This is a genomic window from Streptomyces sp. NPDC002776 (assembly GCF_053592195.1).
On record NZ_JBSFVG010000001.1, the window covers coordinates 66199 to 92556 of the forward strand.

Consider the following 26358-nt stretch of genomic DNA (forward strand, 5'->3'; position numbering starts at 1 on the left):
TGACTGGGCACGTGAGCGGTTCCTGTCCAGCGGCCCGCTTCCGTTTGCTGTCCGAAACCAGCCGGTTGCCGCGGCTACGGCCGGGGTGCCGCCGACGCGGGGCGAGAATGGTCCGGTGACCAGTCCCGACGCCCTCCGCCCCCGGCTTCCCTCGCCGCTCCAGGAGCTCGTCGACGACCGCCTCGCCCGCTCCGGCACCCGTCTCCTCCTCAAGCGGGACGATCTGATCCACCCGGACCTCGTCGGCAACAAGTGGCGGAAACTCGCCCCCAACCTCGCCGCGGCGGCCGGCCGGACCGTTCTCACCTTCGGCGGCGCGTACTCCAACCACCTGCGGGCGACGGCCGCCGCCGGCCGTCTGCTGGGTCTCCGCACGATCGGCGTGGTCCGGGGCCAGGAACTGTCCGACCGCGCTCTGAACCCCTCCCTGGCCCGCTGCGTGGCGGACGGCATGCGCCTGCACTTCGTCGACAGATCGACGTACCGTCAAAAAGCGGAACCGGACGCCCTGGCGGCGATCCTCCGCACGGCGCACGCCGAGGACGCGTACGTCGTCCCGGAAGGCGGCAGCAACGCCCTCGCCGTGCTCGGCTGCCAGTCCCTCGGCCACGAACTCCGCGGCCACGCCGACCTCGTCGCCCTCGCCTGCGGCACCGGCGGCACCCTCGCCGGGCTGGTCGCCGGCCTCGCCCCCGGCCAGCGGGCCCTCGGCATCCCCGTCCTGAAGGGCGGCTTCCTCGGCGACGACATACGCGCCCTGCAGCACCGCGCCTTCGGCGGCCCCCGCGGCAGCTGGACCCTCGACGACCGCTTCCACTTCGGCGGCTACGCCCGTTCCACCCCCGAACTGGACGCCTTCGCCGCGGACTTCGAGCAACGCCACGGCGTCCCGGTGGAACGCCTGTACGTGGCGAAGCTGCTGTACGCGCTGGTCACCCTCGCCGGGGAAGGCGCCTTCCCGCGCGGGACGACGATCGCGGCGGTGATCACCGGCCGCCCGTTCCCGTAGGCCCCCTCACGCCGCTTCCCGGAACGCCGCCGCCTCCTCCAGGTCCAGCCTGCGCAGCAGCGTGCGGAGCATTTCGTCGTCGATGTAGCGGCCGTCCCGGAGCTTCACGAAGACCGCTCGCTCGGCGCTGATCATTTCCCGAGAGAGGCGCCGGTAGGTGTCGTCGACCGTTTCGCCGGTGACCGGGTTGACCTGGCCGAGGCGTTCCCAGACGGCGTTGCGGCGGCGCTCCAGGACGGTGCGCAGTCGGTCCGCGAGCGGGGGCGGGAGGGCGTTGCGCTCGTCCGAGAGGAGCTCGTCGAGGCGTCGCTCGGCGGCCCGGGACGCCTGCGCCTGGGCGTTGGCCTCGGCGAGGGTTTCGGCCCGCATGTCGCGGCCGGGCAGTTTCAGCAGGCGGATCAGCGGGGGCAGTGTGACGCCCTGGACGACCAGGGTGCCGATGACCGTGGTGAAGGTCAAAAACAGGATCAGATTGCGCTCGGGGAAGTCCTCGCCGCCGTGCACCGTCAGCGGGATGGAGAAGGCGATGGCGAGCGAGACCACGCCCCGCATCCCCGCCCAGGCGATGACGAACGGCCCCTTCCAGGTCGGGTTCTCCTCCCGCTCCCGGATCCGCGCCGACATCATGCGCGGCAGGAAGGTCGCCGGGTACACCCACACGAACCGTGAGACGACGACCACGAGGAAGACGGCGATCGCGTACCAGGCGGCGCGACCTCCCTCGTACTCCCCGAGTCCCTTGAGGACGACCGGCAGTTGGAGTCCGATCAGCGCGAAGACCGCCGACTCCAGGACGAAGGCGACCATCTTCCACACGGCCTCCTCCTGGAGGCGGGTGGCGAAATCGACCTCCCACGCGCGGTGTCCCAGCCACAGCGCGACGACCACCACGGCGAGCACCCCGGAGGCGTGCACCTGCTCGGCCACGGCGTAGGCGACGAACGGGATCAACAGCGACAGCGTGTTCTGAAACAGCGCTTCCTTCACATGGGTGCGCAGCCAGTGGATCGGCACCATGAGCACCAGGCCGATGCCGATGCCGCCGAACGCCGCGAGCAGGAACTCGCCGATGCCGCCGGCCCAGGTGGCGCCCTCGCCGACCGCGGCAGCGAGCGCCACCCGGTAGGCGGTGATCGCGGTCGCGTCGTTCACCAGGGACTCGCCCTGGAGGATCGTGGTGATCCTCGACGGCAGCCCCACCCGGCGGGCGACGGCCGTCGCCGCGACCGCGTCGGGCGGCGCCACCACCGCGCCCAGCACCAGGGCCGCCGTGAGCGGCAGACCGGGAACGATCAGGTACGCCGCCCAGCCGACCGCGAAGGTGGCGAAGAGCACGTACCCGACCGACAGCAGCGCCACGGGCCGCAGTTGGGCCCGCAGATCCAGATAGGAGCTGTCCGTGGCGGCCGTGTGCAGCAGCGGCGGCAGGATGAGCGGCAGCACGATGTGCGGGTCGAGCGTGTAGTCGGGCACGCCGGGCAGGTACGACACCGCGAGGCCCGCCGCCACCAGCAGCAGCGGCGCCGGAATCGGGGTGCGCCGGGCCGCCGCCGCGACCGCGGCGCTGCCCGCCACCAACAACAGCAGCGGCATCACGTCCATGAACCTCGCCCGCCCTCACCCATCGCCGTTCGCCCGCCCTCGGTTCTCCGCGCGGCCTTCCGCGCGCCCGTCGTAATCTGGCAATCATGAAACAGTGCACGCATGCCGACGGGCTGCCGCACCCGGAACCCGGCCCGCTGAGCGAGACGTGTGCCGAGTGCCTGGCGGACGGCACCCACCCGGTACAGCTGCGGCTGTGCCTCACCTGCGGTCACGTCGGCTGCTGCGACTCCTCACCGGGACGGCACGCGACCGGGCACCACAAGGATTCCGGACATCCGATCATGCGGACGTTCGAGCCGGGGGAGGACTGGCGGTGGTGCTTCGTGGACCACGTCCTGGTGTGAGGCGCACGACTCCGGATCGGGACGGTTCGACCGTCTGACCTCTGGGTACGTCAACCCGGCGCGCGCTCTTCCCATTTGGGCCCGCCGGACCCCTAGCCACGGAGCGTATCCGAAGGTTTACTATGAGTGACAGCGGGGGGTTGGGGTCCCGGGGACAGAAAGTTCGGAGCGCGATAGCGTCACCGCTGAACCACACATCGCGTTACCCCGGGGGGCGACCCTCGGCCCCGTAAAGCTTGTACCACCTTGGAGGTGAGGGTGTCCCAGATCGCAGGCGAGCCCGCGACCCAGGACTTCGTGGAAGTCCGACTGCCGGCTGCGGGTGCCTATCTGTCGGTGCTGCGTACGGCTACTGCCGGTCTCGCGGCGCGTTTGGACTTCACCCTCGACGAGATCGAGGACCTGCGCATCGCGGTGGACGAGGCGTGCGCGATCCTGCTCCAGCAGGCCGTGCCGGGCTCGGTGCTCAGCTGTGTCTTCCGGCTCGTCGACGACTCGCTGGAGGTCACCGTCTCGGCGCCGACCACCGATGGTCACGCACCGTCACGGGACACCTTCGCGTGGACCGTGCTGTCCGCCCTCGCGGGCAAGGTCTCCTCCGCCGTGGACGAGGACAAGACCGTGACGATCAGCCTCTACAAACAGCGCGGCGCGGGACCCGGGCCGGCGTGAGGGACGGGGACGGACCGGTGCGGGACGAAGAGCGCGGCACACGGGAGCTGCCGGCCGAGAACGCCGACGACGCAGTCGCTCCGGGCGGTTCCCGACACTTGGCGGACGGCATTGACGGCATTCCCGAGCAGGCCAGGCCGCATCCGGAGGACAATGCGTCCGCCGTGCGCGCGGGTTTGCCGGACACCGCCGTGCAGGGCTCGCCTCAAGAGAGGCGGATCGGGGGCACCCCCGGCCGGGCTGAGACGAGAGCTCGACAGAGGGCGACGGGCGGGACGATGAGCGAGCACGAGCGAGACGACGATCAGGGCGCGCCGGCCACGCGGCACGAGGTACAGCACCGTGAGCCGCAGGACCGCAGCGGAGCGCGCGCCCTGTTCATCGAGCTGCGCAAGATGAACGACAGCAGCCCGGAGTACGCGGAGCTGCGCAACCAGCTGGTCCGGATGCACCTGCCGCTCGTCGAGCACCTCGCCCGCCGCTTCCGCAACCGCGGCGAGCCGCTGGACGACCTCACCCAGGTCGCCACCATCGGCCTGATCAAGTCGGTCGACCGCTTCGACCCGGACCGCGGCGTGGAGTTCTCCACGTACGCGACCCCGACGGTCGTCGGCGAGATCAAGCGCCACTTCCGCGACAAGGGCTGGGCGGTGCGCGTTCCGCGCCGGCTCCAGGAGCTGCGGCTGTCGCTGACCACGGCGACGGCGGAGCTCTCCCAGCTGCACGGCCGCTCCCCCACGGTCCATGAGCTGGCCGAGAAGCTGGGCATCTCGGAGGAGGAGGTGCTGGAGGGCCTGGAGTCCGCGAACGCGTACTCCACGCTGTCCCTGGACGTCCCCGACACCGACGACGAGTCACCGGCCGTGGCGGACACCCTGGGCGCCGAGGACGAGGCGCTGGAGGGCGTGGAGTACCGCGAGTCCCTCAAGCCGCTGCTGGAGGATCTGCCGCCGCGCGAGAAGCGCATCCTGTTGCTGCGGTTCTTCGGCAACATGACCCAGTCGCAGATCGCGCAGGAGGTCGGCATCTCGCAGATGCATGTGTCGCGCCTGCTGGCGCGCACGCTGGCGCAGCTGCGGGAGAAGCTCCTCGTGGAGGAGTAACCCTACTTCTGGTCCTGCACGCTGCCGGGTCCTCGGATCCCGAGGGCCCGGGTGGTCTCGGCGTTCACCAGCAGAACCAGCGCGGTGACGGCCACCACCGCGAGGGCGATCCCGGCCGGGATGGCGATGCTGTCGGCCTGGAGCAGGTTGTAGGCCACCGGCAGCGCCATGATCTGGGTGATCACGGCGGGGCCGCGCGCCCAGCCGCGCCGGGCCAGCAGTCCGCGGGCGGCCAGCAGCGGCAGCAGCGCGAGCACGATCAGCGTCACTCCCCCGGTCACGGCCTGCTGACGATCGCCCGCGTCGCCCGTGAGACCCATGACGAGGATCCAGACCCCGCCGACCACCAGGGCGAGCCCCTCCAGCGCGGCGAGGGCCGCGGCGTAGATCAGCCGCCGCGGGAGGGGTCCGGTGTCCGGGGCGGGGTTCTGCTCAGCACTCACCCCTGAAGGGTAGCCGTCGCGGCGCCCGCCCCCTGGGGCGCCCGGGGCGCGGAACGCGCCCCCGTGGCGAGGTTCACGCACCGATTCTCCTACTGGATCACTATTCGGTGTGGGCCCGGTACCCCCCAGTAGGTACTCTGCAATCCATGCGTGCACTTCTCGTGGTCAATCCGGCGGCAACCACCACAAGCGCACGTACGCGCGACGTGCTGATCCATGCATTGGCCAGCGAGATGAAGCTGGAAGCGGTCACCACCGAATATCGCGGCCACGCGCGCGACCTGGGTCGGCAGGCGGCGGAGAGCCAGGACGTCGACCTGGTGGTGGCCCTCGGCGGCGACGGCACGGTCAACGAGGTCGTCAACGGCCTGCTGCACGCGGGCCCCGATCCCGAGCGCCTGCCGCGTCTGGCGGTGGTCCCGGGCGGCTCCACCAATGTCTTCGCGCGTGCGCTGGGCCTGCCCAACGACGCAGTGGAGGCGACCGGCGCGCTGCTGGACGCGTTGCGCGAGGGCAGTGAGCAGACCGTCGGCATGGGTATCGCCGCGGGGACACCGGGCACCGAGGACGAAGGGGTACCGGCACGCTGGTTCACCTTCTGCGCGGGACTGGGCTTCGACGCGGGCGTGGTCGGCCGAGTCGAACAGCAGCGCGAGCAGGGCAAGCGGTCCACGCACGCGCTCTACCTTCGCCAGGTGGTGCGCCAGTTCCTCCAGGAGCCCAACCGGCGGCACGGCACGATCACCCTGGAGCGGCCCGGCGCCGACCCGGTGACCGATTTGGTGCTTTCCATAGTCTGCAATACCGCTCCGTGGACGTATCTGGGCAATCGCCCGGTGTACGCGGCGCCTAAGGCGTCGTTCGATACAGGGCTGGACGTACTCGGTCTCAGCCGGATGTCCACGGTCGCGGTTGCCCGGTATGCGACCCAGTTGCTTACTTCGTCCCCCGAGCGGGGACCCCATGGAAAGCACGCCGCCTCACTGCACGACCTGGACCAGTTCACCTTGCATTCGAAGGTCCCGCTGCCCCTTCAGATGGACGGCGACCACCTGGGGCTGCGAACGAGCGTGACGTTCACAGGCGTACGCCGTGCACTGCGTGTGATTGTGTGAGCAGAAGACGCGAAAGTCCTTTCACTCGAACGTTTAGGCCAGGATCCACCCCATGGAAGTACGGCTGTGACCTAGTCGACACCGAGGAATCAAAAAAAACTTTCCAGAAGGGGTTGTATCCGCCGCTGAGGTTTGCGAGTCTCTACGTGGCGATCGGGACGGCCCGCAAGACCGGCATCCACAGATCACCGGAACCCCTCTCCACTCAAAGGACCACGGCAGGGAAACCTGACGGTCGGCCCTTCACTTGTTGAGGGATTCGTGAAAGCGTTCACATTCACAAGCAACAGCATGTAATACCAAGGAGAGGTAGCAGCCATGGACTGGCGTCACAACGCCGTTTGCCGCGAGGAAGACCCCGAGCTCTTCTTCCCCATCGGCAACACCGGTCCTGCGCTGCTGCAGATCGAGGAAGCCAAGGCCGTCTGCCGTCGCTGCCCGGTTATCGAGCAGTGCCTGCAGTGGGCGCTCGAGTCCGGTCAGGACTCCGGCGTCTGGGGTGGTCTCAGCGAGGACGAGCGTCGCGCGATGAAGCGCCGTGCCGCCCGCAACCGGGCCCGTCAGGCCTCCGCCTGATACTCCCGCCCCACAACGGCCTCAGCTTGGCGGCGCGTGCAGCGAGTACGCATCTCCCGCCCCCGAGCCGCAGCGCGCAGTACCCCCGATGCGCATAGCACGAGCACTGGCCTCGGACCGAACCGGTCCGGGGCTCTTTGCTTGTCCGGACGCGATGCGCGTGGGGCGCTGTGTACGCGGGCAGCTCCTCGCGCGGGCCGCTACTTGTGCGGCCGTACCGGAATGTCCAGGATCACCTGGGTGCCCCGCTCCGGTGCCGGGACCATGTCGAACGTTCCGCCCAACTCCCCCTCCACCAGGGTTCGTACGATCTGGAGGCCGAGGTTGCCGGCGGTGTGCGGGGCGAAGCCCTCGGGCAGCCCCACGCCGTCGTCCTGGACGGTGACCAGCAGCCGGACCTCCTTGGTGGTGCCGCCGCGGACCGCGGACACCTCGACGGTTCCGGTCTCGCCCTGACGGAAGCCGTGCTCCAGGGCGTTCTGGAGCACCTCGGTCAGGACCATCGACAGCGGGGTGGCGATCTCGGCGTCCAGGATGCCGAAGCGGCCGGTGCGCCGGCCGGTGACCTTGCCGGGTGAGATCTCGGCGACCATCGCGAGGACCCGGTCGGCGATCTCGTCGAACTCCACGCGCTCGTCCAGGTTCTGGGAGAGCGTCTCATGCACGATCGCAATCGAGCCGACCCGTCGCACCGCCTCCTCGAGCGCTTCCCGGCCGCGGTCGGACTCGATGCGCCGGGCCTGGAGGCGGAGCAGGGCCGCCACCGTCTGGAGGTTGTTCTTCACCCGGTGGTGGATCTCCCGGATGGTGGCGTCCTTGGTGATCAACTCGCGCTCGCGGCGACGCAGTTCGGTGACGTCGCGGAGCAGGACGAGGGAACCGATGCGGGTGCCCTTGGGCTTGAGCGGGATCGCCCGGAACTGGATGACCCCGTCCTCCGACTCGATCTCGAACTCCCGGGGCGCCCAGCCGCTGGCGACCTTGGCGAGCGCCTCGTCCACCGGCCCGTGGGTCGGGGCGAGTTCGGCGGTGGTCTTGCCCAGGTGGTGGCCGACCAGATCGGCGGCGAGGCCGAGGCGGTGGTAGGCGGAGAGCGCGTTCGGGGAGGCGTACTGGACGATGCCGTCCGCGTCGAGCCGGATCAGGCCGTCGCCGACGCGGGGCGAGGCGTCCATGTCGACCTGCTGGTTCGCGAACGGGAAGGAACCGGCCGCGATCATCTGCGCGAGGTCCGAGGCGCTTTGCAGATACGTCAGTTCGAGCCGGCTCGGGGTGCGCACGGTCAGCAGGTTGGTGTTGCGTGCGATGACACCGAGGACGCGCCCCTCGCGCCGTACCGGAATCGACTCGACCCGGACCGGGACCTCCTCGCGCCACTCGGGGTCGCCCTCGCGCACGATGCGGCCCTCGTCGAGGGCGGCGTCCAGCATGGGGCGGCGGCCGCGCGGGACGAGGTGGCCGACCATGTCGTCCTGGTAGGAGGTGGGGCCGGTGTTGGGGCGCATCTGGGCGACGGACACATAGCGGGTGCCGTCGCGGGTGGGGACCCACAGGACGAGGTCGGCGAAGGAGAGGTCGGAGAGCAGCTGCCACTCCGAGACCAGCAGATGGAGCCACTCGAGGTCGGACTCGTCGAGGGCGGTGTGCTGGTGGACCAGCTCGTTCATGGAGGGCACGGGTGCGAGCGTACCTGGCGGTTTGTACGGCTCCGAAATGGGCGGCCGCCGCCGGCCGGGCCCGAAGACACCCGCGGGCCGCGGCGCCTGAGAGGGACCCTCAACCCTCCCGGCACCGCAGCCCGGAGCAATATCGGCCGTGGGGTGTGCGGTCCCGGTCGGCCGAAGGATGAGGATCCGGAGCAGTCAGGGCAGAGAGCACCGGTTCCTCGGTCCGTCTTCCTGTGCGGGGAAGACGGAAGTGCGCGTCCTCGTATCACATGGACTCTTACCGCCATTGTGGACTAGACCACTCGGCGTGTCCATGCGTCTGAGGCTGTTTGTTGTTGTGCCGTTCGATGCGGTCACGCCAGATGGTCGGACGTCCCAGCATGCATCACGCAGCCTAACCCTTGCGGGTTCATGTGCGGGGCCAGATGGACAGGGCAATTTCCGCGAGCGCCGCCAACTCCGCCCGGCTCGCGCCGTCGCGCGCCTGCTGGGACATGCCCTGGATCATCGCGCCGGTGTACCGGGCGAGGGTGCCGGCATCGGTGCCGACGGGGAGTTCACCTGCGGCGACGCCGGCGCGGATACGGCTCTCCACGGCGGCGATGGTGGCGTTGCGCCGGTCCCGGAGGGTCTGCTCCACCTCGGGGCTCGCGCAGTTGGTGGCCGCGTGGATGTAGAGGCAGCCTTGAGGGAGACCCGGGGTGGTGTACCGCTCGGCGGCCTCGCGCAGGATGCGGTCCACGGCGGCCCGGGCGGTGGGCTCCTCGGCCAGGGCGCGCTCTCCGAAGGCCGCGTACCGCTTGCCGTACTCCACCACGACCTCGTCGAACAGCGCCCGCTTGTCCCCGAAGGCCGCGTACAGGCTGGGGGCGCCGATGCCCATGACCCGGGTGAGGTCGGAGACGGAGGTCGCCTCGTACCCGTACTCCCAGAAGGCCATGATCGCCTTCTCCAGCGCGGTCTCCCGGTCGAAGGAGCGGGGGCGGCCGCGGCGGGCCGCGGCCGGCTCTGAACCCTTGGTGCTCACCATGGAGTGCATTTTATAGCGGGCACTAGAGAAATGGGTCCGCACTGCCGTACAGTCTTTTCTGTAGCGACCGCTAGGTAATTCCGACGGTGGGACATGGGGGTGTGGCATGGGCGTGCTCACAGGCAGGACAGCGCTGGTCACGGGGGCGAGCAGGGGGATCGGGCGGGCGGTGGCCGAGCGGCTGGCGCGCGACGGCGCCCGGGTCGCCGTGCACTACGGCAGCGATGAGGCGGCGGCGAAGGACACCGTCGCCGGGATCGAGGCGGCCGGCGGCAGCGCGTTCGCGATCCGCGCCGAGCTGGGGGTGCCGGGGGACGCGGGGACTCTCTGGGCAGCCTTCGACCGGCACGCGGACGAGGTGGACATCCTGGTCAACAACGCGGGAGCGGCGCTCTTCGCGACCATCGGCGACACGGACGAGGAGCTCTACGAGCGGGCCCACGCCCTCAACGCCAAGGCACCGTTCTTCATCGTCCGGCAAGGCCTCGGCCGGCTGCGCGACCACGGCCGGATCATCAATGTCACGGCGGCCACGGACGCCGGCATACCCGGCATCGCCGCCACCCACATGGCCAAGGGCGCGGTCACCGCTCTGACCCGCTCCCTCGCGGTCGAACTGGCGCCGCGCGGCATCACCGCCAACTCCGTCGCACCCGGCTTCATCGACACCGATCTCACCAGCGCGGTCCTGGCCGACCCCGGCGTCCGGGCCCACGCGGAGGCGGTCTCGGTCTTCCGGCGGGTGGGCACGGCGGCCGAGGTCGCCGATGTGGTGGCGTTCCTGGCGTCACCGGACTCCCGCTGGGTGACGGGGCAGCACGTCGACGCGACGGGAGGTTCGCTGCTGAGCTTGCAGTAGCCGCCGGACCAGGGGGCGGTGGCCCTGCGCCCCGGTTCCCGGTGGGCCTGTATCCCCGTGTCCCGGTTCCCGGTGGGTCTGGGTCTGGGTGTGCCTCCCCGTACGCCGGTTCCTGGTGGGCATGGATCCCCCTAGGCCCGTTCCCGGTGGGCCTCGATCCCCGCACCCCCGTCTCCTCGCGACCTCAGCGCGTCTCCGTCACCTTCGCCAGGGCCCGCGGGGCGTCCGGGTCCTGGCCGCGGGCGATGGTGACCTCGTGGGCCAGGAGCTGGAGCGGGATGATCTCCAGCACCGGCTGGAGCTCCTCGGCGACGCCCTCGGTGGGCAGGACGAAGCCTGCCGAGGCGCGTTCGACCTGGGCCGCCGGGCCGATGACGACCAGGTCGGCGCCCCGGCCGCGGAGGCGGTCGAGGACGGGCTGCAGGGCCTCGCCACCCTTGCCGTCGGTGACGACCGCGATGACCGGGGAGACGTTGTCGACCATGGCGAGCGGGCCGTGCAGCAGGTCGGCGCCGGAGTAGGCGAGGGCCGGGATGTAGCTGGTCTCCATCAGTTTGAGGGCGGCTTCCTTGGCCGTGGGGTAGCCGTAGCCGCGGGAGGTGATCACCATGCGCTCGGCGAAGCGGTAGCGGGCGGCAAGGGCGCGGACCTCGTCCCGGCGGGCGAGCAGTTGTTCCGTGAGGTCCGGGAGCGGCTTGGCGGCGGCCCCGTCACCGCCGCGCAGTCCTTCGACGAAGAGATAGAGGGCGAGAAGGGAGGCCGTGTAGGTCTTGGTCGCGGGCAGGGCCTTCTCGGGTCCCGCCATGATGTCGATGTGGTACTCGGACACTCCGGCCAGCGGGGAGTCGGGGTTGTTGGTCACGGCGAGGGTGAGGGCGCCGGCCGCGCGGGCGGCCCGGGTGGAGGCCACCAGGTCCGGGGAGCCGCCGGACTGGCTGACCGTGACGACCAGGACGTCGGTGAGATCGGGACGGGCGCCGTAGGCGGTGAAGGTCGACATGGAGGTCAGGCCGCAGGGCAGGCCCAGGCGGATTTCCAGGGAGTACTTGGCGTAGAGCGCGGCGTGGTCGGAGGTGCCGCGGGCGGTGAGCAGCACGAAGCGGGGCTTGCGGGCGGCGATGTCCTGCGCGACCTGCCGGATGCGGGGGGTGCCCACCTCCAGGAGCCGGCGCAGGACGGCGGGCTGCTCGGCCATCTCACGGGACATGATCCGGCCGGGAAGCTCGCTCAGGGGGTGCGGAGTCGCGGGGCTGGTCATGGGCGTCCTCTCGGGCCGGGAGCGGAACCGCGTCTGCTGGAGCCACCCCCATTGCACTCCCCCGCGGGTGACCTCGCCTGTTAGATTGGTCTAAACCACATAGCCCTCTCGGGTACCGGTTGAGTCCCCTCTCCAGATCGGCAGGCCCAGCGTGGAAGTTGTCATCGTTCCGGATGCCAAGGCGGGTGGCGAGCTCATCGCCGAGGCCATGGCTCAGCTCCTGCGGCGCAAGCCCGACGCCCTGCTCGGCGTGGCCACCGGCTCGACGCCGCTGCCCGTCTACGAGGCACTGGCGGCGAAGGTGCGCTCCGGTGCCGTGGACGCCTCCCGGGCGCGGATCGCTCAGCTCGACGAGTACGTGGGGCTGCCGGCCGAGCATCCGGAGTCGTACCGCTCGGTCCTGCGGCGCGAGGTGCTGGAGCCGCTCGGGATCGGCATGCCGGCCTTCATGGGGCCGGACGGGACCGCGGACGACGTCCAGGCGGCGTGCGAGGCGTATGACGGGGCGCTGGCGGCGGCCGGGGGCGTGGACCTCCAGTTGCTGGGGATCGGGACGGACGGGCACATCGGGTTCAACGAGCCGTGTTCGTCGCTCGCCTCACGGACCCGGATCAAGACGCTGACCGAGCAGACCCGGGTGGACAACGCGCGGTTCTTCGACGGGGACATCGCGCAGGTGCCGCATCACGTGATCACCCAGGGGATCGGGACGATCCTGGAGGCGCGGCATCTGGTGCTGCTGGCGACGGGTGAGGGCAAGGCCGATGCCGTCGCGGCGACCGTGGAAGGGCCGGTGGCGGCGGTGTGTCCGGCCTCGGCGTTGCAGCTGCATCCGCACGCGACGGTCGTCGTCGACGAGGCGGCCGCGTCCAAGCTGAAGCTGTCGGACTACTTCCGCCACACCTACGCCAACAAGCCCGACTGGCAGGGCATTTAGGCCCGGGGTCCCAGCCCCTCGCGCAACGACACCGGGGCCTCCCTGTCTCCGTGTGGGCGGCTCGGCCTGCGACGGGGCCACCCCCGGCACGAAGGCGCCGGTTTCCCCCCGGGAACCGGCGCCTTCGTCGTCGTACCCCCTACGGGCCCTTACTGGCCCGCGATGATCTCCGCCGCCGCTCGGCCGCACACCCGGGCCGCGCCGTGGGTGGCGATGTGCAGGGCGCCGCGGGGCGGGGACTGGGGCACGCCCATCTCGACCACGATCGTGTCGGGGCGTTCGCTCAGGAGGGTGTCCAGGGTCTTGGCCATCCACTCGTGGCGGTGTTCGTCGCGGACCACGGTGACGATCCGGCGGGTGCCCGCCGCGTCCAGGGTCGCCTGGGCCGCCGACTCGTCGGTGTGGGTGGCGGTCTCGGTGCCGGGGAGCAGTCCGGCGAGTTCCGCCGCGACGCCCCACGGGGTCTCGTCGCCCACCGCGATGTTCGCCACCGGGCTGAGCGCGACCACATAGGGAGGCTCGGTCAGCGGCGTGTGGGCGTCCGTCCTCGTCACCCGTACCGCGCGGCGGGCCGCCAGCAGGCCGATGTCGGACGGGACCCGGTCCTCGGAGACGGCCGCGGAGACGGCCGCGGACCGGGTCCAGCGGGCCAGGGCGCGGACGCGTTCCGCGGCGTCCGCGAGGCGCTCCTCGGGGAGTTCGCCGGTGCGGACGGCGGTGACCAGGGCGTCGCGCAGGCGGCGGACGGTGTTCTCGTCGTTCAGCCCGCCGCCCACGCAGATCGCGTCGGCGCCGGCCGCCAGGGCGAGGACGCTGCCGCGTTCGATGCCGTAGGTGGCGGCGATGGCCTGCATCTCCATGCCGTCGGTGACGATGAGGCCGTCGTAGCCGAGTTCACCGCGCAGCAGGTCGCGCAGGACGGGGCGGGAGAGGGTGGCCGGGCGCGTCGGGTCGAGGGCCGGGACCAGGATGTGCGCCGTCATGATCGCGCGGGAGCCCGCGGCGATGGCCGCGCGGAACGGCGTCAGGTCGCGCTTGGCCAGCACATCGCGTCCGACCTCGATACGGGGCAGGGCCTCGTGGGAGTCGATCGCGGTGTCGCCGTGGCCCGGGAAGTGCTTGGTGCAGGCCGCCACGCCCGCGGCCTGGAGGCCGGTGACATAGGCGGCGGTGTGCCGGGCGGCCAGGTCGGTGTCGGCGCCGAAGGAGCGGACGCCGATGACCGGGTTGGCCGGGTTGGAGTTGACGTCGGCGGAGGGCGCCCAGTTGAAGTTGACGCCGCAGGCCGCGAGGCGGCGGCCGAGTTCCTGGGCGACCTGCCGGGTGAGGCCGGTGTCGTCGACGGCGCCGAGGGCGTGGTTGCCGGGGAAGGAGGAGCCGGTGCGCACTTCGAGGCGGGTGACGTCACCGCCCTCCTCGTCGATGGCGACGAGGACGTCCTCGCGCTCGGCGCGCAACTGGGCCGTCAGCGCGGCCACTTGCTCGGGCGTGGCGATGTTGCGGCCGAACAGGCCGACGGAGGCGAGGCCCTCACCGAGGCGGCGCAGCAGCCAGTCGGGGGCCTCGGTGCCGGGGAAGCCGGGCTGCAGGACGGTCAGCGCGTCCCGGGTCAGGGTGTCGCTGGCGAATGTCGTCATCGGTGGGCGTTATCCCTTCACGGCACCGTCGGTCAGACCGCTGACCGCCCGGCGCTGGAGGAAGACGAAGAGGATGAGGATCGGTACGGCGAAGAGCGAGGAGGCGGCCATGGTGGCGCCCCAGTCGTCGCCGAAGACGGTGCGGAAGCTGGTCAGCCACAGCGGGAGGGTCTGTGCCTCGGCCTCCTTGTTGAGGACCAGGACGAGGGCGAACTCGTTCCAGGCGGTGATGAAGCCGAACAGCGAGGTGGCCATCAGTCCGGGGGCGAGCAGCGGCAGGATGACGCGCCGGAAGGCCTGCGCCCGGGTGCAGCCGTCGACCATCGCCGCCTCCTCCAACTCGGCCGGGACGGCGGCGACGAATCCGCGCAGGGTGAGGATGGTGAAGGGGAGGATCATCATCGTGTAGAAGGCCGTCAGCGGGACGAGGCTGTTGAGCATGTCCGCGTCCCGGACGATCATGTACATCGCGATGATCATGACCTCCCAGGGTGCCATCTGGGCCAGCATGAAGCCGACAATGAAGCCGCGCCGCCCCTTGAACTTCATCCGCGCCAGGGCGAAGGCGCCGGCCAGCGCGATGACCAGGGAGAAGACGACCGCGAGGACCGTCACCGTCAGGGAGTTCCGGACCAGGTTCCAGAAGTTGTCGACGCCGGTGGCGGTCTTGAAGTGCTCGAAGGTGATGTCGGTCGGGAACCAGACGGGGTTCTCCGAGATGATGTCGCCGGTCGGCTTGAAGGCCGTGGCGAACATCCAGTACACGGGGAAGACGAACCCGATGAACAGGACGACGGCCGTGGCGTTGGGCCAGATACGGCCGAAGAGCGAGCGCTTCACAGCCCGGCCTCCTCTTCCTTCTCTTGCTTGAGCACGATCCGCAGGTAGTAGGCGGTGAGGCCGAGCAGGATCAGGATGGTCAGCAGGGCGATGGCGGCGCCCATGCCGTAGTGCTGGTTGCCGACGCCCTCGATGTAGGCGTAGACCGGCAGGATCTCGGTGAGGCGGTCGGGGCCGCCCTGGTTGAACGTGTACACCTGCACGAACGCCTTGAAGATCCAGATGACCTCGAGGAACGTGGTGGCGTAGAGGAAGGGCCGCAGGAACGGGAAGGTGACCGTGGCGAAGCTCTTCCAGGGGCCGGCGCCGTCGAGGGCGGCGGCCTCGTAGAGCTCGGCGGGGATGGTGGTGGTGGCCGCGTAGAGGTTGATCGCCACGAACGGGATCGACATCCAGACGATCAGCAGGGTGACGACGAAGAACGTCGACATCTGGTGGCTGGTCCAGCTGTAATCGGCCATCGAGTGCCAGCCGAGCTTGTCCAGCACCCAGTTGACCACGCCGAAGCGCTGGGCGAAGAGCCACTGGTAGACGGTGGTGGCGGCGACCACGGGCATCGCCCAGGCCAGCACCAGGCCGACCAGCAGGGTGAACCGCATCCGCCGGCCGAGGCGGGCGAGCAGCAGGCCGACGAGCGCGCCGAGAACCATGGTCAGGACGACGTTGACCGCCGTGAACAGGATCGAGCGCACGGTGACGCGCCAGAAGTCCTCGCTGCCGAGGACCTCGGTGTAGTTGTCGATGCCGTTCCACTCGGTGACGTGCTGGATCAGCTGCGCCATGTTGAGGTTCTGGAACGACAGCAGCGCGTCCTTCAGCAACGGCCAGCCGAGCAGCAGCACGGAGGCCACGCAGGCGGGCAGCAGCAGGAGGTACGGAGCCAGCGCGCCGATGCGGGAGGCGGCTCTCGGGGTGGGCCCGCCGGAGCCCGAGGAGTCCTTGTGGACGTCCGCCGGGCCGGAGGGCGGCCGTTCGGTCTGCACGGTCATGCTCGCGTTCTCTTCCTCCTAGACCTGCCTGAACGCGGGAAGGGGGCCGCTGCGAGCGGCCCCCGGCCCGGCGCGTCTACTGCTGCTGCGACAGACGCTTGTTGAACTCCTCCTCGACCTGGGCTGCCGCCTCGGCCGGGGACTTTCCGTTCAGCACGGCGGTCATGTAGGTCTTGATCGGGTTGGGCGCGTTCTCGACGGCGGCCCATTCGGCGATCAGCGGCGTGGTGCCACCGCCCGCGGCGGCCGGCGCGGCGGCCTCGGCGACGACGTTGCCCTCGAGGTTGCTCTGCAGCGACTCCTTGTTGGGGATGACGCCGTTGAGCTTGGCGAGCTGGCCCTCGTGCTTGTCGGACAGCGCGATCCGCAGGAACTCCTTGGCCAGTTCCTGCTTCTTGCTGCCCGCGGCGACGGCGAGGTTGGAGCCGCCGAGGAAGACGCCCTCGGGCTTGTCGGCCGTGGGACCGGGGATGGTGAAGTAGCCGATCTCCTTCTCGATCTTCGGGTTGGCCTCGATGGCGATGCCGGCTTCCCAGCCCATGCCGATGAAGGCGCCGACGTTGCCCTTGCCGAAGACCTCGCCCTGCTGCGGGGTGGCCTCGTCCTTGTCCTTGGGGGCCTCGGAGAGGGACTGGAACTTCTTGTACGTCTCCATGGCGGCGGCGACCTTGGGGTCGTCGAGGTTGGAGACGTACTTGTCGCCGTCCTTCTTCACCAGTTCGGCACCCTCACCGATGGTGAGGCCGACGAAGTGGTACCAGTTCTGGCCGGGCAGGTAGATCGGCTCGGCGTCGGTCTTCTCGCCGATCGTCTTCAGGTCCTTGTAGAACTCGTCGCGGGTCTTGGGGGTGTCCTTGATGCCCGCGTCGGCCCAGACGCTCTTGTTGTAGAGGACGACACGGTTGGCGAAGTACCAGGGCGCCGCGTACTGCTTGCCCTCGAAGACCGAAGAGTTGTTCAGCGACTCGGTCCACTCGGCGCCGATCTCGGCCTTCAGGTCGGCCAGGTCGGCGAGGCCGCCGGTCTTGGCGTAGGCCGGGGTCTGGGTGTTGCCGATCTCGAAGACGTCCGGCGGGTTCTCCTCCGACAGGGCGGTGGTGAGCTTCTGCTGGATGCCGTTCCACTGCTGGATCTCGAACTTGACCTTCGCCTTGGTCTTCTTCTCGAAGGCGGCGGCAACGTCCTTCTGCCACTGGTCGGGGGAGGAACCGTCCATCACCCAGACGGTGAGGGTCTGGCCCGCGTAACCGTCCGCGCCGGCCTTGCCGCCCTCGTCGCCGTCGTCGCCCCCGCACGCCGCGATGGAGACCATCATTGCCGCGACACCGATCGCGGATATCAGCTTGCGCTTCACGCCACCCTCCTCAGGGATGCCCATGAACCCCCCGCCCATGGGCCGGGACCTGGACCAATGGTGTAGACCAGTACCCGGAGCTTGGACCAGACCAAAAATCCTGTCAAGGGGGCCGGAACCCGCTCTGACCAGCCGTTATGTGACCTACATATGCAGGAACCTTTAAGTAAGAAGGCAGCGAAAACACCGGCGCCGGAGTACTCTCGTCCGCTAGACCACTTGGCTCTATGGACTAGACCAAAAGTGGTGGTGAGGGTATACAGAGGGGATCACGAGGTGAGCCGCATCCGGAGCCGGGAAGGCAGAGCATGAGCACCGACGTCAGCAGTGCGGAGAACGAGGTTGGGGCGACCGTCCGTACCGCGCGCGTGCCCAAGTACTACCGCTTGAAGAAGCATCTGCTGGACATGACGGAGACACAGGCGCCGGGCACCCCCGTCCCGCCCGAGCGCACGCTGGCGGCGGAGTTCGACACCTCCCGCACGACGGTGCGTCAGGCCCTGCAGGAACTGGTCGTCGAGGGCCGCCTGGAGCGGATCCAGGGCAAGGGCACCTTCGTCGCCAAGCCGAAGGTCTCCCAGGCGCTCCAACTCACCTCGTACACCGAGGACATGCGCGCCCAGGGCCTCGAACCGACCTCGCAGCTGCTGGACATCGGCTACATCACCGCCGACGACCGCCTCGCCGGTCTGCTCGACATCACCGCGGGCGGGCGTGTGCTGCGCATCGAGCGCCTGCGCATGGCCAACGGCGAGCCGATGGCGATCGAGACGACCCACCTGAGCGCCAAGCGCTTCCCGGCACTCCGGCGCAGCCTGGTGAAGTACACGTCCCTCTACACCGCGTTGGCCGAGGTCTACGACGTCCATCTCGCCGAGGCCGAGGAGACCATCGAGACCTCGCTGGCCACACCCCGCGAGGCGGGCCTGCTCGGCACGGACGTGGGCCTGCCGATGCTGATGCTCTCCCGCCACTCCCTGGCCCGGGACGGCCGGCCGGTGGAGTGGGTGCGGTCGGTGTACCGGGGCGACCGCTACAAGTTCGTGGCGAGGCTGAAGCGGCCGCAGGAGTAGTGCCGTCGCGAGGCTGAAGCGGCCGCAGGAGTGAGCCCGGGCGGCAGCGGCGTCGGCCGGGGGCTGGGGGTCGCCCCCGGGACAACACAGCGTGGCGAGGCTGAGCGGCCGTAGTAATAAGCCGGTTGAAGCTTCGACCGAGTCAGCGCCCGCGGTACAGCGCCCCTTCCCCTGCGGCACTACGGTCCTCCCCGTCATCGCATGGACGGGAGGTCGACCCGGTGCGCACCGCGAACACTCGAACCATCGTCATGGACCCTCGTCGGACTGGTCGGCGCCACCGGCTGGGCGGTACTCGCGCCGGCCCGCGGGGCGGACGTCTCCGCCGCCTGGATGATCGCCGCGGCCCTCGGCTCGATCGTCGCCCCGGCCGGGCTGTTCCCGCCGCCGCTCCTTCGAGCGGATGCGGACGGACCGGCAGGAGTCGGACCCGCGCCAGGGTTTCCGGTGCTGCTGAGGCCAGTTGGCCGGACCGATATACGGACGAGGGGTTCCGTTTCTGCGACACCGTGACCTAGATTGCCTGCGCGTTTTCAGGTGATCAGCGAGGGGACGGAGCCGTCAGATGTCACAAGCCCCAGAGGCGAGCGGAGAGCCGGTGGTGACGCCCGCGCGCGTCGTCATCGCCCTCTGCCTGTTCGCGCCCTTCGTGGCGATGCTGTGGGTCGGGTCGTACGCGAAAACCGACCCGGCCTTCATCGGCATCCCGTTCTTCTACTGGTACCAGATGGCCTGGGTGGTCCTGTCGACCGCGCTGACGATGGTCGCGTACAAGCTGTGGCAGCGTGACCAGCGCGCACGTCGTGGAGGCGGCAAGTGAACGACGGCGTGAACGGCGTCGCACTCGCCGTCTTCATCTTCTTCTTCCTGGCCGTCACGGTCATGGGCTTCCTCGCCGCGCGCTGGCGCAAGGCCGAGAACGAGCACAGCCTCGACGAATGGGGCCTGGGCGGACGGTCGTTCGGCACCTGGGTCACCTGGTTCCTGCTCGGCGGCGACCTGTACACGGCGTACACCTTCGTGGCGGTCCCGGCGGCGATCTACGCGGCCGGCGCGGCGGGCTTCTTCGCTGTGCCGTACACGATCCTGGTCTACCCGCTGATCTTCACGTTCCTGCCCCGCCTGTGGTCGGTCTCCCACAAGCACGGGTACGTGACGACGTCGGACTTCGTGCGCGGCCGCTTCGGCTCCAAGGGCCTGTCGCTGGCGGTGGCCCTGACCGGCATCCTCGCCACCATGCCGTACATCGCGCTGCAACTCGTCGGCATCCAGGCGGTGCTGGACGTGATGGGCGTCGGCGGCGGGGAGGACACCAACTGGTTCATCAAGGACCTGCCGCTGCTGATCGCGTTCGGTGTGCTGGCCGCGTACACCTACTCCTCGGGGCTGCGCGCCCCGGCGCTGATCGCCTTCGTCAAGGACACCCTGATCTACCTGGTGATCGCGGTGGCGATCATCTACATCCCGATCAAGCTGGGCGGGTTCGACGACATCTTCGCCGACGCGGGCGAGAAGTTCACCACCACCGGGGTGGGCGGTCTCGTCCCACCGGAGGCCGGCCAGTGGACGTACGCCACCCTGGCGCTGGGCTCGGCGCTGGCGCTGTTCATGTACCCGCACTCGATCACCGCGACCCTCTCCTCCGGGAGCCGTGAGGTGATCCGCCGCAACACCACGATCCTGCCGCTGTACTCGCTGATGCTCGGTCTGCTCGCGCTGCTCGGCTTCATGGCGATCGCGGCCGGGGTGAAGGTGGACAACGGCCAGCTGGCGATCCCGCAGCTGTTCGAGAACATGTTCCCGGACTGGTTCGCGGGCGTGGCCTTCGCGGCGATCGGCATCGGCGCCCTGGTGCCGGCGGCCATCATGTCCATCGCGGCGGCGAACCTCTTCACCCGCAACATCTACAAGGACTTCATCAGGCCGGACGCCACCCCGCAGCAGGAGACCAAGGTCTCCAAGATCGTGTCCCTGCTGGTGAAGGTGGGCGCGCTGGCCTTCGTCCTGACGATGGACAAGACGGTCGCCATCAACTTCCAGCTGCTGGGCGGCATCTGGATCCTGCAGACCTTCCCGGCCCTGGTCGGCGGCCTGTTCACCCGCTGGTTCCACCGCTGGGCGCTGCTCGGCGGCTGGGCGGTCGGCATGCTCTACGGCACGGTGGCGGCGTACGGTGTCGCCTCGCCGACGCAGAAGCACTTCGGCGGCTCGTCGAAGGAGATCCCCGGCATCGGGGAGATCGGCTACATCGGCCTGACGGCGTTCGTGCTGAACCTGGTCGTCACCGTGGTCCTGACCTTCGTCCTGAGGGCGGCGAAGGCCCCCGAGGGCATCGACGAAACGAGCCCCGAGGACTACACGGCGGACGCGGGCGATCCGGGCGTGCAGAAGGAACTGAAGCCGATTCCCTGACCGGGAACCCCACCCGCAGCGGGCCGCCGAAATGCAGGACATCGGCGGCCCGTCGTCGTCCACACTCGACCGCATGGACTTCCAGATCCGGCCGGTGGAACCCGCCGAACACGACGAACTGGGCGAGATCACCGCCCGCGCCTACCTCCAGGACGGCCTCCTCACCTTCGGCGAGGCCGACTGGTACCTCGGCGAACTCCGCGATGTCGCCAAGCGGGCGGCGGCCGCCGAGGTCCTGGTGGCCGTGGAGTGCGACCGGCTCCTCGGCGGCGTCACCTTCGTGCCGGCCGGCGGCCCCATGGCCGATCTCGCCCGCCCCGGGGAGGCGGAGATCCGCATGCTGGCGGTGGCGCACGCGGCCCGCGGCCGGGGCGTGGGAGAAGCCCTCGTGCGCGCCTGCGTCGACCGGGCGCGCACGACGACGGGGTGCACGGGCATCGTCCTGTCCACCCAGGCCCTGATGCACACCGCCCACCGCATCTACGAGCGCCTCGGCTTCCGGCGCGCCCCGGAACGCGACTGGAACCCCATCCCGGAGCACGGCGACTTCACTCTCCTCACCTATGAGTTGACGCTCTGAAGCCGACGCGACACAACATCTGGGGGTGACATCGCGGGGCGGCACAAGATGTATGCTCGTGCTCGCTGTCGCCGCAGGGGAATCCGGTGCGAATCCGGAACTGTCCCGCAACGGTGTACTTGGGCACATCTGTGCCCGATCGTCAGTCCGAGGACCTGCCGACAGCGCACCCGGCCGTCCGGTCCGGGTGCCAGACGTCCGGGCCTCGGGGAATGGGCCGGTGGACGCGACGCCGCGTGCGCTCGTGAGCTGCCTCCTGCCCTCCGCAAGGCCCCGTGCCGAGCGAGGGAGAGCCCCCAGTGACCATCGCGCCAGCCGACCCGGCTTCAGCTTCAGCCGCCCAGGTGGAGACCGACGGTCCCGGAACCGCGCTGCTGCGGACCCTGACCGAGCTGACCGCCGACCTCCCCGACGCCGACCCCGGCCGGGTCGCCGCCGCCGCGCTGCGCGGCCGGTCCGCCCGCGCGGACGAGGCGGAGTTGCGCGAGCTGGCCACCGAGGCGGCGGCCGGGCTCATCTCCGAGGACCCCGCCTACTCCCGGCTGGCCGCCCGGCTGCTCACCCTCGGCATCCGCGAGGAGGCCGCCTCCCAGGGCGTCACGTCCTTCACCGGGTCGGTCGCGGTCGGCCACCGGGAGGGACTCATCGCCGACCGGACCGCGGAGTTCGTACGGATCCACGCCGAGCGCCTGGACGCGCTGGTCGACCCGGGCGCCGACGACCGCTTCGGTTACTTCGGACTGCGCACCCTGCACAGCCGGTACCTCCTGCGGCACCCCCTCACCCGCAAGGTCGTCGAGACCCCCCAGCACTTCCTGCTCCGCGTCGCCGCCGGTCTCGCCGAGGACGACACCGTCCGCGCGCTGGACGAAGTCGCCGCGCTCTACCGGCTCATGAGCCGTCTCGACTACCTCCCCTCCTCCCCCACGCTCTTCAACTCCGGCACCCGGCACCCCCAGATGTCGTCCTGCTACCTCCTCGACTCCCCCAAGGACGAGCTGGACTCCATCTACGACCGCTACCACCAGGTCGCCCGGCTCTCCAAGCACGCCGGCGGCATCGGGCTGTCGTACTCCCGCATCCGCGCCCGGGGTTCGCTGATCCGCGGCACCAACGGGCACTCCAACGGCATCGTCCCGTTCCTGAAGACCCTCGACGCCTCCGTCGCCGCCGTGAACCAGGGCGGCCGCCGCAAGGGAGCCGCCGCGGTCTACCTGGAGACCTGGCACTCCGACATCGAGGAGTTCCTGGAGCTGCGCGACAACACCGGCGAGGACGCCCGCCGTACGCACAACCTCAACCTCGCGCACTGGGTGCCGGACGAGTTCATGCGCCGGGTGAACGCCGACGAGCCGTGGAGCCTGTTCTCCCCCGCCGACGTGCCCGAGCTGGTCGACCTGTGGGGCGAGGAGTTCGACGCGGCGTACCGCAAGGCGGAGGCCGGCGGGCTCGCCCGCCGGACCATCCCCGCCCGTGACCTGTACGGCCGCATGATGCGCACCCTCGCGCAGACCGGCAACGGCTGGATGACCTTCAAGGACGCCGCCAACCGCACCGCCAACCAGACCGCCCTGCCGGGCCATGTGGTCCACTCCTCCAACCTCTGCACCGAGATCCTGGAGGTCACCGACGACGGGGAGACCGCGGTCTGCAACCTGGGGTCGGTGAACCTCGGTGCCTTCGTCGACCAGGGCGGCATCGACTGGGAACGCCTGGACGAGACGGTCCGTACGGCCGTCACCTTCCTCGACCGGGTCGTCGACATCAACTTCTACCCGACCGAGCAGGCGGGCCGCTCCAACGCCAAGTGGCGCCCCGTGGGCCTGGGCGCGATGGGCCTGCAGGACGTCTTCTTCAAGCTGCGGCTGCCCTTCGACTCGCCGGAGGCCAAGGCGCTCTCCACCCGGATCGCCGAGCGCGTGATGCTCGCCGCCTACGAGGCCTCCGCCGACCTCGCCGAGCGCAACGGCCCGCTGCCGGCCTGGGAGAAGACCCGTACCGCGCGGGGCGTCCTGCACCCCGACCACTACGACACCGAACTCACCTGGCCCGAGCGGTGGTCGGCGCTGCGCGAGCGGATCGCCGAGGTCGGGATGCGCAACTCCCTCCTCCTCGCCATCGCGCCCACCGCCACCATCGCCTCCATCGCCGGCGTCTACGAGTGCATCGAGCCGCAGGTGTCCAACCTGTTCAAGCGCGAGACGCTGTCCGGCGAGTTCCTCCAGGTCAACTCCTACCTGGTGCGGGAGCTGAAGGAGCTGGGCGTCTGGGACGCCCGCACCCGCGAGGCGCTGCGCGAGGCGAACGGCTCGGTGCAGGACTTCGGGTGGATCCCGGAGGAGGTACGGCGGCTGTACCGCACGGCGTGGGAGATCCCGCAGCGCGGACTGATCGACATGGCCGCGGCCCGGACCCCGTTCCTGGACCAGTCCCAGTCCCTGAACCTCTTCCTGGAGACGCCGACCATCGGCAAGCTCTCCTCGATGTACGCGTACGCCTGGAAGTCCGGGCTGAAGACGACGTACTACCTGCGCTCGCGCCCGGCGACCCGCATCGCCCGCGCGGCCCAGGCCACCGTCCCCGTCCCCGTCCAGCAGGCGACCTCCGAAGAGGCCGTCGCCTGCTCCCTTGAGAACCCCGAGTCCTGCGAGGCCTGCCAGTAATGACTACCCGTAACCAGAATCTCCTCGACCCGGGCTTCGAGCTGACCCTGCGCCCCATGCGCTACCCCGACTTCTACGAGCGCTACCGGGACGCCATCAAGAACACCTGGACCGTGGAGGAGGTCGACCTCCACTCGGACGTCACCGACCTCGCCAAGCTCACACCCTCCGAGCAGCACCTGATCGGCCGGCTGGTCGCCTTCTTCGCGACGGGTGACTCGATCGTGGCGAACAACCTGGTGCTGACGCTGTACAAGCACATCAACTCCCCCGAGGCGCGGCTGTACCTGAGCCGCCAGCTCTTCGAGGAGGCCGTGCACGTCCAGTTCTACTTGACGCTGCTGGACACCTACCTCCCCGACCCGGAGGACCGGGCGGCGGCCTTCGACGCGGTGGAGAGCATCCCCTCCATCCGCGAGAAGGCCGGGTTCTGCTTCAAGTGGATCAACGAGGTGGAGAAGCTGGACCGCCTGGAGACCCAGGCCGACCGCCGCCGCTTCCTGCTCAACCTGATCTGCTTCGCCGCCTGCATCGAGGGCCTGTTCTTCTACGGCGCCTTCGCGTACGTCTACTGGTTCCGCAGCCGGGGCCTGCTGCACGGCCTGGCCACCGGCACCAACTGGGTGTTCCGCGACGAGTCGATGCACATGAGCTTCGCCTTCGACGTCGTCGACACCGTCCGCAAGGAGGAGCCGGAGCTCTTCGACGACCAGCTCCGGCAGCAGGTCACCGACATGCTGCGGGAGGCCGTCGAGGCCGAGCTGCAGTTCGCGCGCGACCTGTGCGGTGACGGCCTCCCGGGCATGAACACCGACTCGATGCGGCAGTACCTGGAGTGCGTCGCCGACCAGCGGCTGACCCGGCTCGGCTTCGCCCCGGTGTACGGCTCGGAGAACCCCTTCTCCTTCATGGAGTTGCAGGGGGTTCAGGAGCTCACCAACTTCTTCGAGCGGCGCCCTTCGGCGTACCAGGTCGCGGTGGAGGGCACGGTCGACCTGGACGAGGACTTCTGAGCACCGGCCTGCCGGAGCTGGCGGTCGGTCCGGCGCTCGTGGCGCAGGCCCACGAGCGCCGGGGCGGCGAGCAGAAAGAGGAGAACGGTCACGGTCAGAGTTCCGAGGAATGCGTCCATGAGGTAATCGTCGTACCAGGCAGACACTCCTGACAGTGGCAGGACTGCCGTACACCATCGAATTACTGCCAGCTCCGTGCGACACTGACCGCATGCTGAGAAACGTGGCGGTGGCCCTGCTCGACGGCGTGCATCCCTTCGAACTCGGGGTCGTCTGCGAGATCTTCGGCCTCGACCGCAGTGACGAGGGGCTCCCGGTGTACGACTTCGCGGTCGTCTCGGCCGAGGGCCCGGCGCTGAGCACGCACATCCCCGGGTTCACGGTCTCCACCCCGTACGGCCTCGACCGCCTGGAGGAGGCCGACCTGATCGCCGTGCCGGCCGGCAGCGGCTACCTCGGCCGGGAGTACCCGCCCGCGCTGCTCGACGCCCTGGTACGGGCCGTTGACCGGGGCACCCGGGTGCTCAGCGTCTGTTCCGGCGTGTTCGTGCTCGGCGCGGCCGGGCTGCTGGACGACCGGCGCTGCGCGGTGCACTGGCGGCAGGCCGACGAGCTCGCCCGGCGCTTCCCGCGCGCGGTGATCGAGCCCGACGTGCTGTACGTGGACGAGGACCCGGTGATCACCTCGGCGGGCACGGCCGCCGGCATCGACGCCTGTCTGCACCTGGTGCGCAAGGAGGAGGGCGTGGAGGTCGCCAACGCCATCGCCCGGCGCATGGTGGTGCCGCCGCACCGGGACGGCGGGCAGGCGCAGTACATCGACCGCCCGCTGCCCCGCTCCCAGTGCGACACGGTCGGCGATGTCCTGACCTGGATGGAGCGGCATCTCGACGAGGAGGTCACCGTCGAGCAGCTCGCCGACCTCGCGCACATGTCGCCGCGCACCTTCGCCCGCCGCTTCCAGCAGGAGACGGGCACCACGCCCTACCGCTGGATCCTGCGGCAACGCGTACTGCTGGCGCAGCAGTTGCTGGAGACCACGGACGAGACGGTGGACGCCGTCGCGAGCCGGGCCGGGTTCGGCACCGCGGCGGCGCTGCGCCACCAGTTCGTCCGTACCCTCGGGACCACCCCGAACGCCTACCGGCGCACCTTCCGGGGCCCCGAGGCGGCCTGAGC

At 70.0% G+C, this 26358-nt stretch carries 24 protein-coding genes and 1 riboswitch; of the genes, 15 read left to right on the forward strand and 9 right to left on the reverse strand.

The features are described from left to right. Positions 1 to 115: 115 nt before the first annotated feature. Positions 116 to 1009 carry a 1-aminocyclopropane-1-carboxylate deaminase/D-cysteine desulfhydrase gene (locus tag ACWD11_RS00325; protein ID WP_451280396.1) on the forward strand — a complete coding sequence of 298 codons (894 nt, stop codon included), beginning with the start codon at positions 116 to 118 and terminating at the stop codon, positions 1007 to 1009. 6 nt (positions 1010 to 1015) lie between these two features. On the opposite strand, the gene ACWD11_RS00330 is transcribed toward ACWD11_RS00325, so the two are convergent. After that, complete coding sequence (locus tag ACWD11_RS00330; protein WP_389414994.1) at positions 1016 to 2611, reverse strand: Na+/H+ antiporter; 1596 nt, start codon at positions 2609 to 2611, stop codon at positions 1016 to 1018. A gap of 86 nt (positions 2612 to 2697) precedes the next feature. Here ACWD11_RS00330 and ACWD11_RS00335 point away from each other — a divergent pair, with 86 nt between their 5' ends. The 3 genes from ACWD11_RS00335 (at position 2698) to ACWD11_RS00345 (ending at position 4733) form a co-directional block, all read left to right on the forward strand. Beyond that, the gene (locus ACWD11_RS00335; protein WP_389414995.1) at positions 2698 to 2958 is read left to right on the forward strand and encodes a UBP-type zinc finger domain-containing protein; all 261 of its coding nucleotides are present in this window, start codon (positions 2698 to 2700) and stop codon (positions 2956 to 2958) included. Between the two features lie 258 nt (positions 2959 to 3216). Further along, complete coding sequence (locus ACWD11_RS00340) at positions 3217 to 3630, forward strand: ATP-binding protein (protein WP_020130755.1); 414 nt, start codon at positions 3217 to 3219, stop codon at positions 3628 to 3630. A 17-nt stretch (positions 3631 to 3647) separates the two neighbouring features. Next, the gene (locus ACWD11_RS00345; RefSeq protein WP_451280399.1) at positions 3648 to 4733 is read left to right on the forward strand and encodes an RNA polymerase sigma factor SigF; all 1086 of its coding nucleotides are present in this window, start codon (positions 3648 to 3650) and stop codon (positions 4731 to 4733) included. A gap of 2 nt (positions 4734 to 4735) precedes the next feature. Here the strand turns inward: ACWD11_RS00345 and ACWD11_RS00350 are convergent, their stop codons facing one another. Next, positions 4736 to 5176, reverse strand: a complete 441-nt coding sequence (locus tag ACWD11_RS00350; protein ID WP_389414997.1) for a hypothetical protein — start codon at positions 5174 to 5176, stop codon at positions 4736 to 4738. Between the two features lie 146 nt (positions 5177 to 5322). Between ACWD11_RS00350 and ACWD11_RS00355 the strand changes: the two genes are divergently transcribed. Together ACWD11_RS00355 and ACWD11_RS00360 are read left to right on the forward strand one after the other, a co-directional pair. Beyond that, on the forward strand, positions 5323 to 6291 hold the full coding sequence (locus tag ACWD11_RS00355; RefSeq protein WP_451280400.1) for a diacylglycerol/lipid kinase family protein: 969 nt from the start codon (positions 5323 to 5325) through the stop codon (positions 6289 to 6291). Between the two features lie 318 nt (positions 6292 to 6609). After that, positions 6610 to 6867, forward strand: a complete 258-nt coding sequence (locus ACWD11_RS00360; protein WP_003992873.1) for a WhiB family transcriptional regulator — start codon at positions 6610 to 6612, stop codon at positions 6865 to 6867. Between the two features lie 200 nt (positions 6868 to 7067). Here the strand turns inward: ACWD11_RS00360 and ACWD11_RS00365 are convergent, their stop codons facing one another. Both ACWD11_RS00365 and ACWD11_RS00370 read right to left on the reverse strand, forming a co-directional pair. After that, on the reverse strand, positions 7068 to 8534 hold the full coding sequence (locus ACWD11_RS00365) for a PAS domain-containing sensor histidine kinase (protein ID WP_451281111.1): 1467 nt from the start codon (positions 8532 to 8534) through the stop codon (positions 7068 to 7070). Between the two features lie 409 nt (positions 8535 to 8943). Continuing rightward, on the reverse strand, positions 8944 to 9573 hold the full coding sequence (locus ACWD11_RS00370; protein WP_389414999.1) for a TetR/AcrR family transcriptional regulator: 630 nt from the start codon (positions 9571 to 9573) through the stop codon (positions 8944 to 8946). Positions 9574 to 9670: 97 nt separating this feature from the next. Between ACWD11_RS00370 and ACWD11_RS00375 the strand changes: the two genes are divergently transcribed. Next, positions 9671 to 10423, forward strand: a complete 753-nt coding sequence (locus ACWD11_RS00375) for an SDR family oxidoreductase (RefSeq protein ID WP_451280402.1) — start codon at positions 9671 to 9673, stop codon at positions 10421 to 10423. 184 nt (positions 10424 to 10607) lie between these two features. Here ACWD11_RS00375 and ACWD11_RS00380 read toward each other — a convergent pair whose 3' ends face one another. Further along, positions 10608 to 11681 carry an SIS domain-containing protein gene (locus ACWD11_RS00380; RefSeq protein WP_451280404.1) on the reverse strand — a complete coding sequence of 358 codons (1074 nt, stop codon included), beginning with the start codon at positions 11679 to 11681 and terminating at the stop codon, positions 10608 to 10610. A gap of 151 nt (positions 11682 to 11832) precedes the next feature. Between ACWD11_RS00380 and nagB the strand changes: the two genes are divergently transcribed. Beyond that, positions 11833 to 12618, forward strand: coding sequence for a glucosamine-6-phosphate deaminase (gene nagB, locus ACWD11_RS00385; protein WP_389415002.1), 786 nt, complete (start codon positions 11833 to 11835; stop codon positions 12616 to 12618). A gap of 149 nt (positions 12619 to 12767) precedes the next feature. Here the strand turns inward: nagB and ACWD11_RS00390 are convergent, their stop codons facing one another. From ACWD11_RS00390 to ACWD11_RS00405, 4 genes are all read right to left on the reverse strand, one after another. Continuing rightward, positions 12768 to 14255, reverse strand: a complete 1488-nt coding sequence (locus ACWD11_RS00390) for a glycoside hydrolase family 3 protein (protein ID WP_451280407.1) — start codon at positions 14253 to 14255, stop codon at positions 12768 to 12770. A gap of 9 nt (positions 14256 to 14264) precedes the next feature. Then, a complete protein-coding gene (locus ACWD11_RS00395; protein ID WP_451280409.1) occupies positions 14265 to 15095 on the reverse strand; it encodes a carbohydrate ABC transporter permease in 831 nt (276 codons plus the stop codon). Further along, entirely contained in the window at positions 15092 to 16084 is a 993-nt protein-coding gene (locus tag ACWD11_RS00400) for a carbohydrate ABC transporter permease (RefSeq protein WP_451280411.1), read from the reverse strand. Before ACWD11_RS00400 ends, ACWD11_RS00395 begins: the two co-directional genes overlap by 4 nt. 76 nt (positions 16085 to 16160) lie before the next feature. Further along, positions 16161 to 17438 carry an extracellular solute-binding protein gene (locus ACWD11_RS00405; protein ID WP_389415006.1) on the reverse strand — a complete coding sequence of 426 codons (1278 nt, stop codon included), beginning with the start codon at positions 17436 to 17438 and terminating at the stop codon, positions 16161 to 16163. 308 nt (positions 17439 to 17746) lie between these two features. Here ACWD11_RS00405 and ACWD11_RS00410 point away from each other — a divergent pair, with 308 nt between their 5' ends. The 7 genes from ACWD11_RS00410 (at position 17747) to ACWD11_RS00440 (ending at position 26356) form a co-directional block, all read left to right on the forward strand. Continuing rightward, on the forward strand, positions 17747 to 18511 hold the full coding sequence (locus ACWD11_RS00410) for a GntR family transcriptional regulator (protein WP_389415007.1): 765 nt from the start codon (positions 17747 to 17749) through the stop codon (positions 18509 to 18511). 565 nt (positions 18512 to 19076) lie between these two features. Further along, on the forward strand, positions 19077 to 19331 hold the full coding sequence (locus tag ACWD11_RS00415; RefSeq protein ID WP_389415008.1) for a DUF3311 domain-containing protein: 255 nt from the start codon (positions 19077 to 19079) through the stop codon (positions 19329 to 19331). Then, positions 19328 to 20923: a monocarboxylate uptake permease MctP gene (gene mctP, locus ACWD11_RS00420; protein ID WP_389415009.1), complete on the forward strand. Its 1596-nt coding sequence runs from the start codon at positions 19328 to 19330 to the stop codon at positions 20921 to 20923. Before ACWD11_RS00415 ends, mctP begins: the two co-directional genes overlap by 4 nt. Positions 20924 to 20996: 73 nt before the next feature. Beyond that, complete coding sequence (locus tag ACWD11_RS00425) at positions 20997 to 21503, forward strand: GNAT family N-acetyltransferase (RefSeq protein ID WP_451280415.1); 507 nt, start codon at positions 20997 to 20999, stop codon at positions 21501 to 21503. 52 nt (positions 21504 to 21555) lie between these two features. After that, positions 21556 to 21680, forward strand: a riboswitch (cobalamin riboswitch). Positions 21681 to 21802: 122 nt separating this feature from the next. Beyond that, positions 21803 to 24166, forward strand: a complete 2364-nt coding sequence (locus tag ACWD11_RS00430; protein WP_451280417.1) for a ribonucleoside-diphosphate reductase subunit alpha — start codon at positions 21803 to 21805, stop codon at positions 24164 to 24166. Further along, on the forward strand, positions 24166 to 25179 hold the full coding sequence (locus ACWD11_RS00435; RefSeq protein WP_389415012.1) for a ribonucleotide-diphosphate reductase subunit beta: 1014 nt from the start codon (positions 24166 to 24168) through the stop codon (positions 25177 to 25179). Before ACWD11_RS00430 ends, ACWD11_RS00435 begins: the two co-directional genes overlap by 1 nt. Before the next feature lie 211 nt (positions 25180 to 25390). After that, positions 25391 to 26356 carry a GlxA family transcriptional regulator gene (locus ACWD11_RS00440; protein WP_389415013.1) on the forward strand — a complete coding sequence of 322 codons (966 nt, stop codon included), beginning with the start codon at positions 25391 to 25393 and terminating at the stop codon, positions 26354 to 26356. The last annotated feature ends 2 nt before the right edge of the window (positions 26357 to 26358 follow it).

Excerpts from the sequence above, each read along its gene's own strand:
- ACWD11_RS00330 (WP_389414994.1), bottom strand. The coding sequence starts at position 2,611 with ATGGACGTGATGCCGCTGCTGTTGTTGGTGGCGGGCAGCGCCGCGGTC.
- ACWD11_RS00335 (WP_389414995.1), top strand. The coding sequence starts at position 2,698 with ATGAAACAGTGCACGCATGCCGACGGGCTGCCGCACCCGGAACCCGGC.
- ACWD11_RS00355 (WP_451280400.1), top strand. The coding sequence starts at position 5,323 with ATGCGTGCACTTCTCGTGGTCAATCCGGCGGCAACCACCACAAGCGCA.
- ACWD11_RS00360 (WP_003992873.1), top strand. The coding sequence starts at position 6,610 with ATGGACTGGCGTCACAACGCCGTTTGCCGCGAGGAAGACCCCGAGCTC.
- ACWD11_RS00365 (WP_451281111.1), bottom strand. The coding sequence starts at position 8,534 with ATGAACGAGCTGGTCCACCAGCACACCGCCCTCGACGAGTCCGACCTC.
- ACWD11_RS00370 (WP_389414999.1), bottom strand. The coding sequence starts at position 9,573 with ATGCACTCCATGGTGAGCACCAAGGGTTCAGAGCCGGCCGCGGCCCGC.
- ACWD11_RS00375 (WP_451280402.1), top strand. The coding sequence starts at position 9,671 with ATGGGCGTGCTCACAGGCAGGACAGCGCTGGTCACGGGGGCGAGCAGG.
- ACWD11_RS00380 (WP_451280404.1), bottom strand. The coding sequence starts at position 11,681 with ATGACCAGCCCCGCGACTCCGCACCCCCTGAGCGAGCTTCCCGGCCGG.
- ACWD11_RS00390 (WP_451280407.1), bottom strand. The coding sequence starts at position 14,255 with ATGACGACATTCGCCAGCGACACCCTGACCCGGGACGCGCTGACCGTC.
- ACWD11_RS00400 (WP_451280411.1), bottom strand. The coding sequence starts at position 16,084 with ATGACCGTGCAGACCGAACGGCCGCCCTCCGGCCCGGCGGACGTCCAC.
- ACWD11_RS00410 (WP_389415007.1), top strand. The coding sequence starts at position 17,747 with ATGAGCACCGACGTCAGCAGTGCGGAGAACGAGGTTGGGGCGACCGTC.
- ACWD11_RS00415 (WP_389415008.1), top strand. The coding sequence starts at position 19,077 with ATGTCACAAGCCCCAGAGGCGAGCGGAGAGCCGGTGGTGACGCCCGCG.
- ACWD11_RS00425 (WP_451280415.1), top strand. The coding sequence starts at position 20,997 with ATGGACTTCCAGATCCGGCCGGTGGAACCCGCCGAACACGACGAACTG.
- ACWD11_RS00435 (WP_389415012.1), top strand. The coding sequence starts at position 24,166 with ATGACTACCCGTAACCAGAATCTCCTCGACCCGGGCTTCGAGCTGACC.
- ACWD11_RS00440 (WP_389415013.1), top strand. The coding sequence starts at position 25,391 with ATGCTGAGAAACGTGGCGGTGGCCCTGCTCGACGGCGTGCATCCCTTC.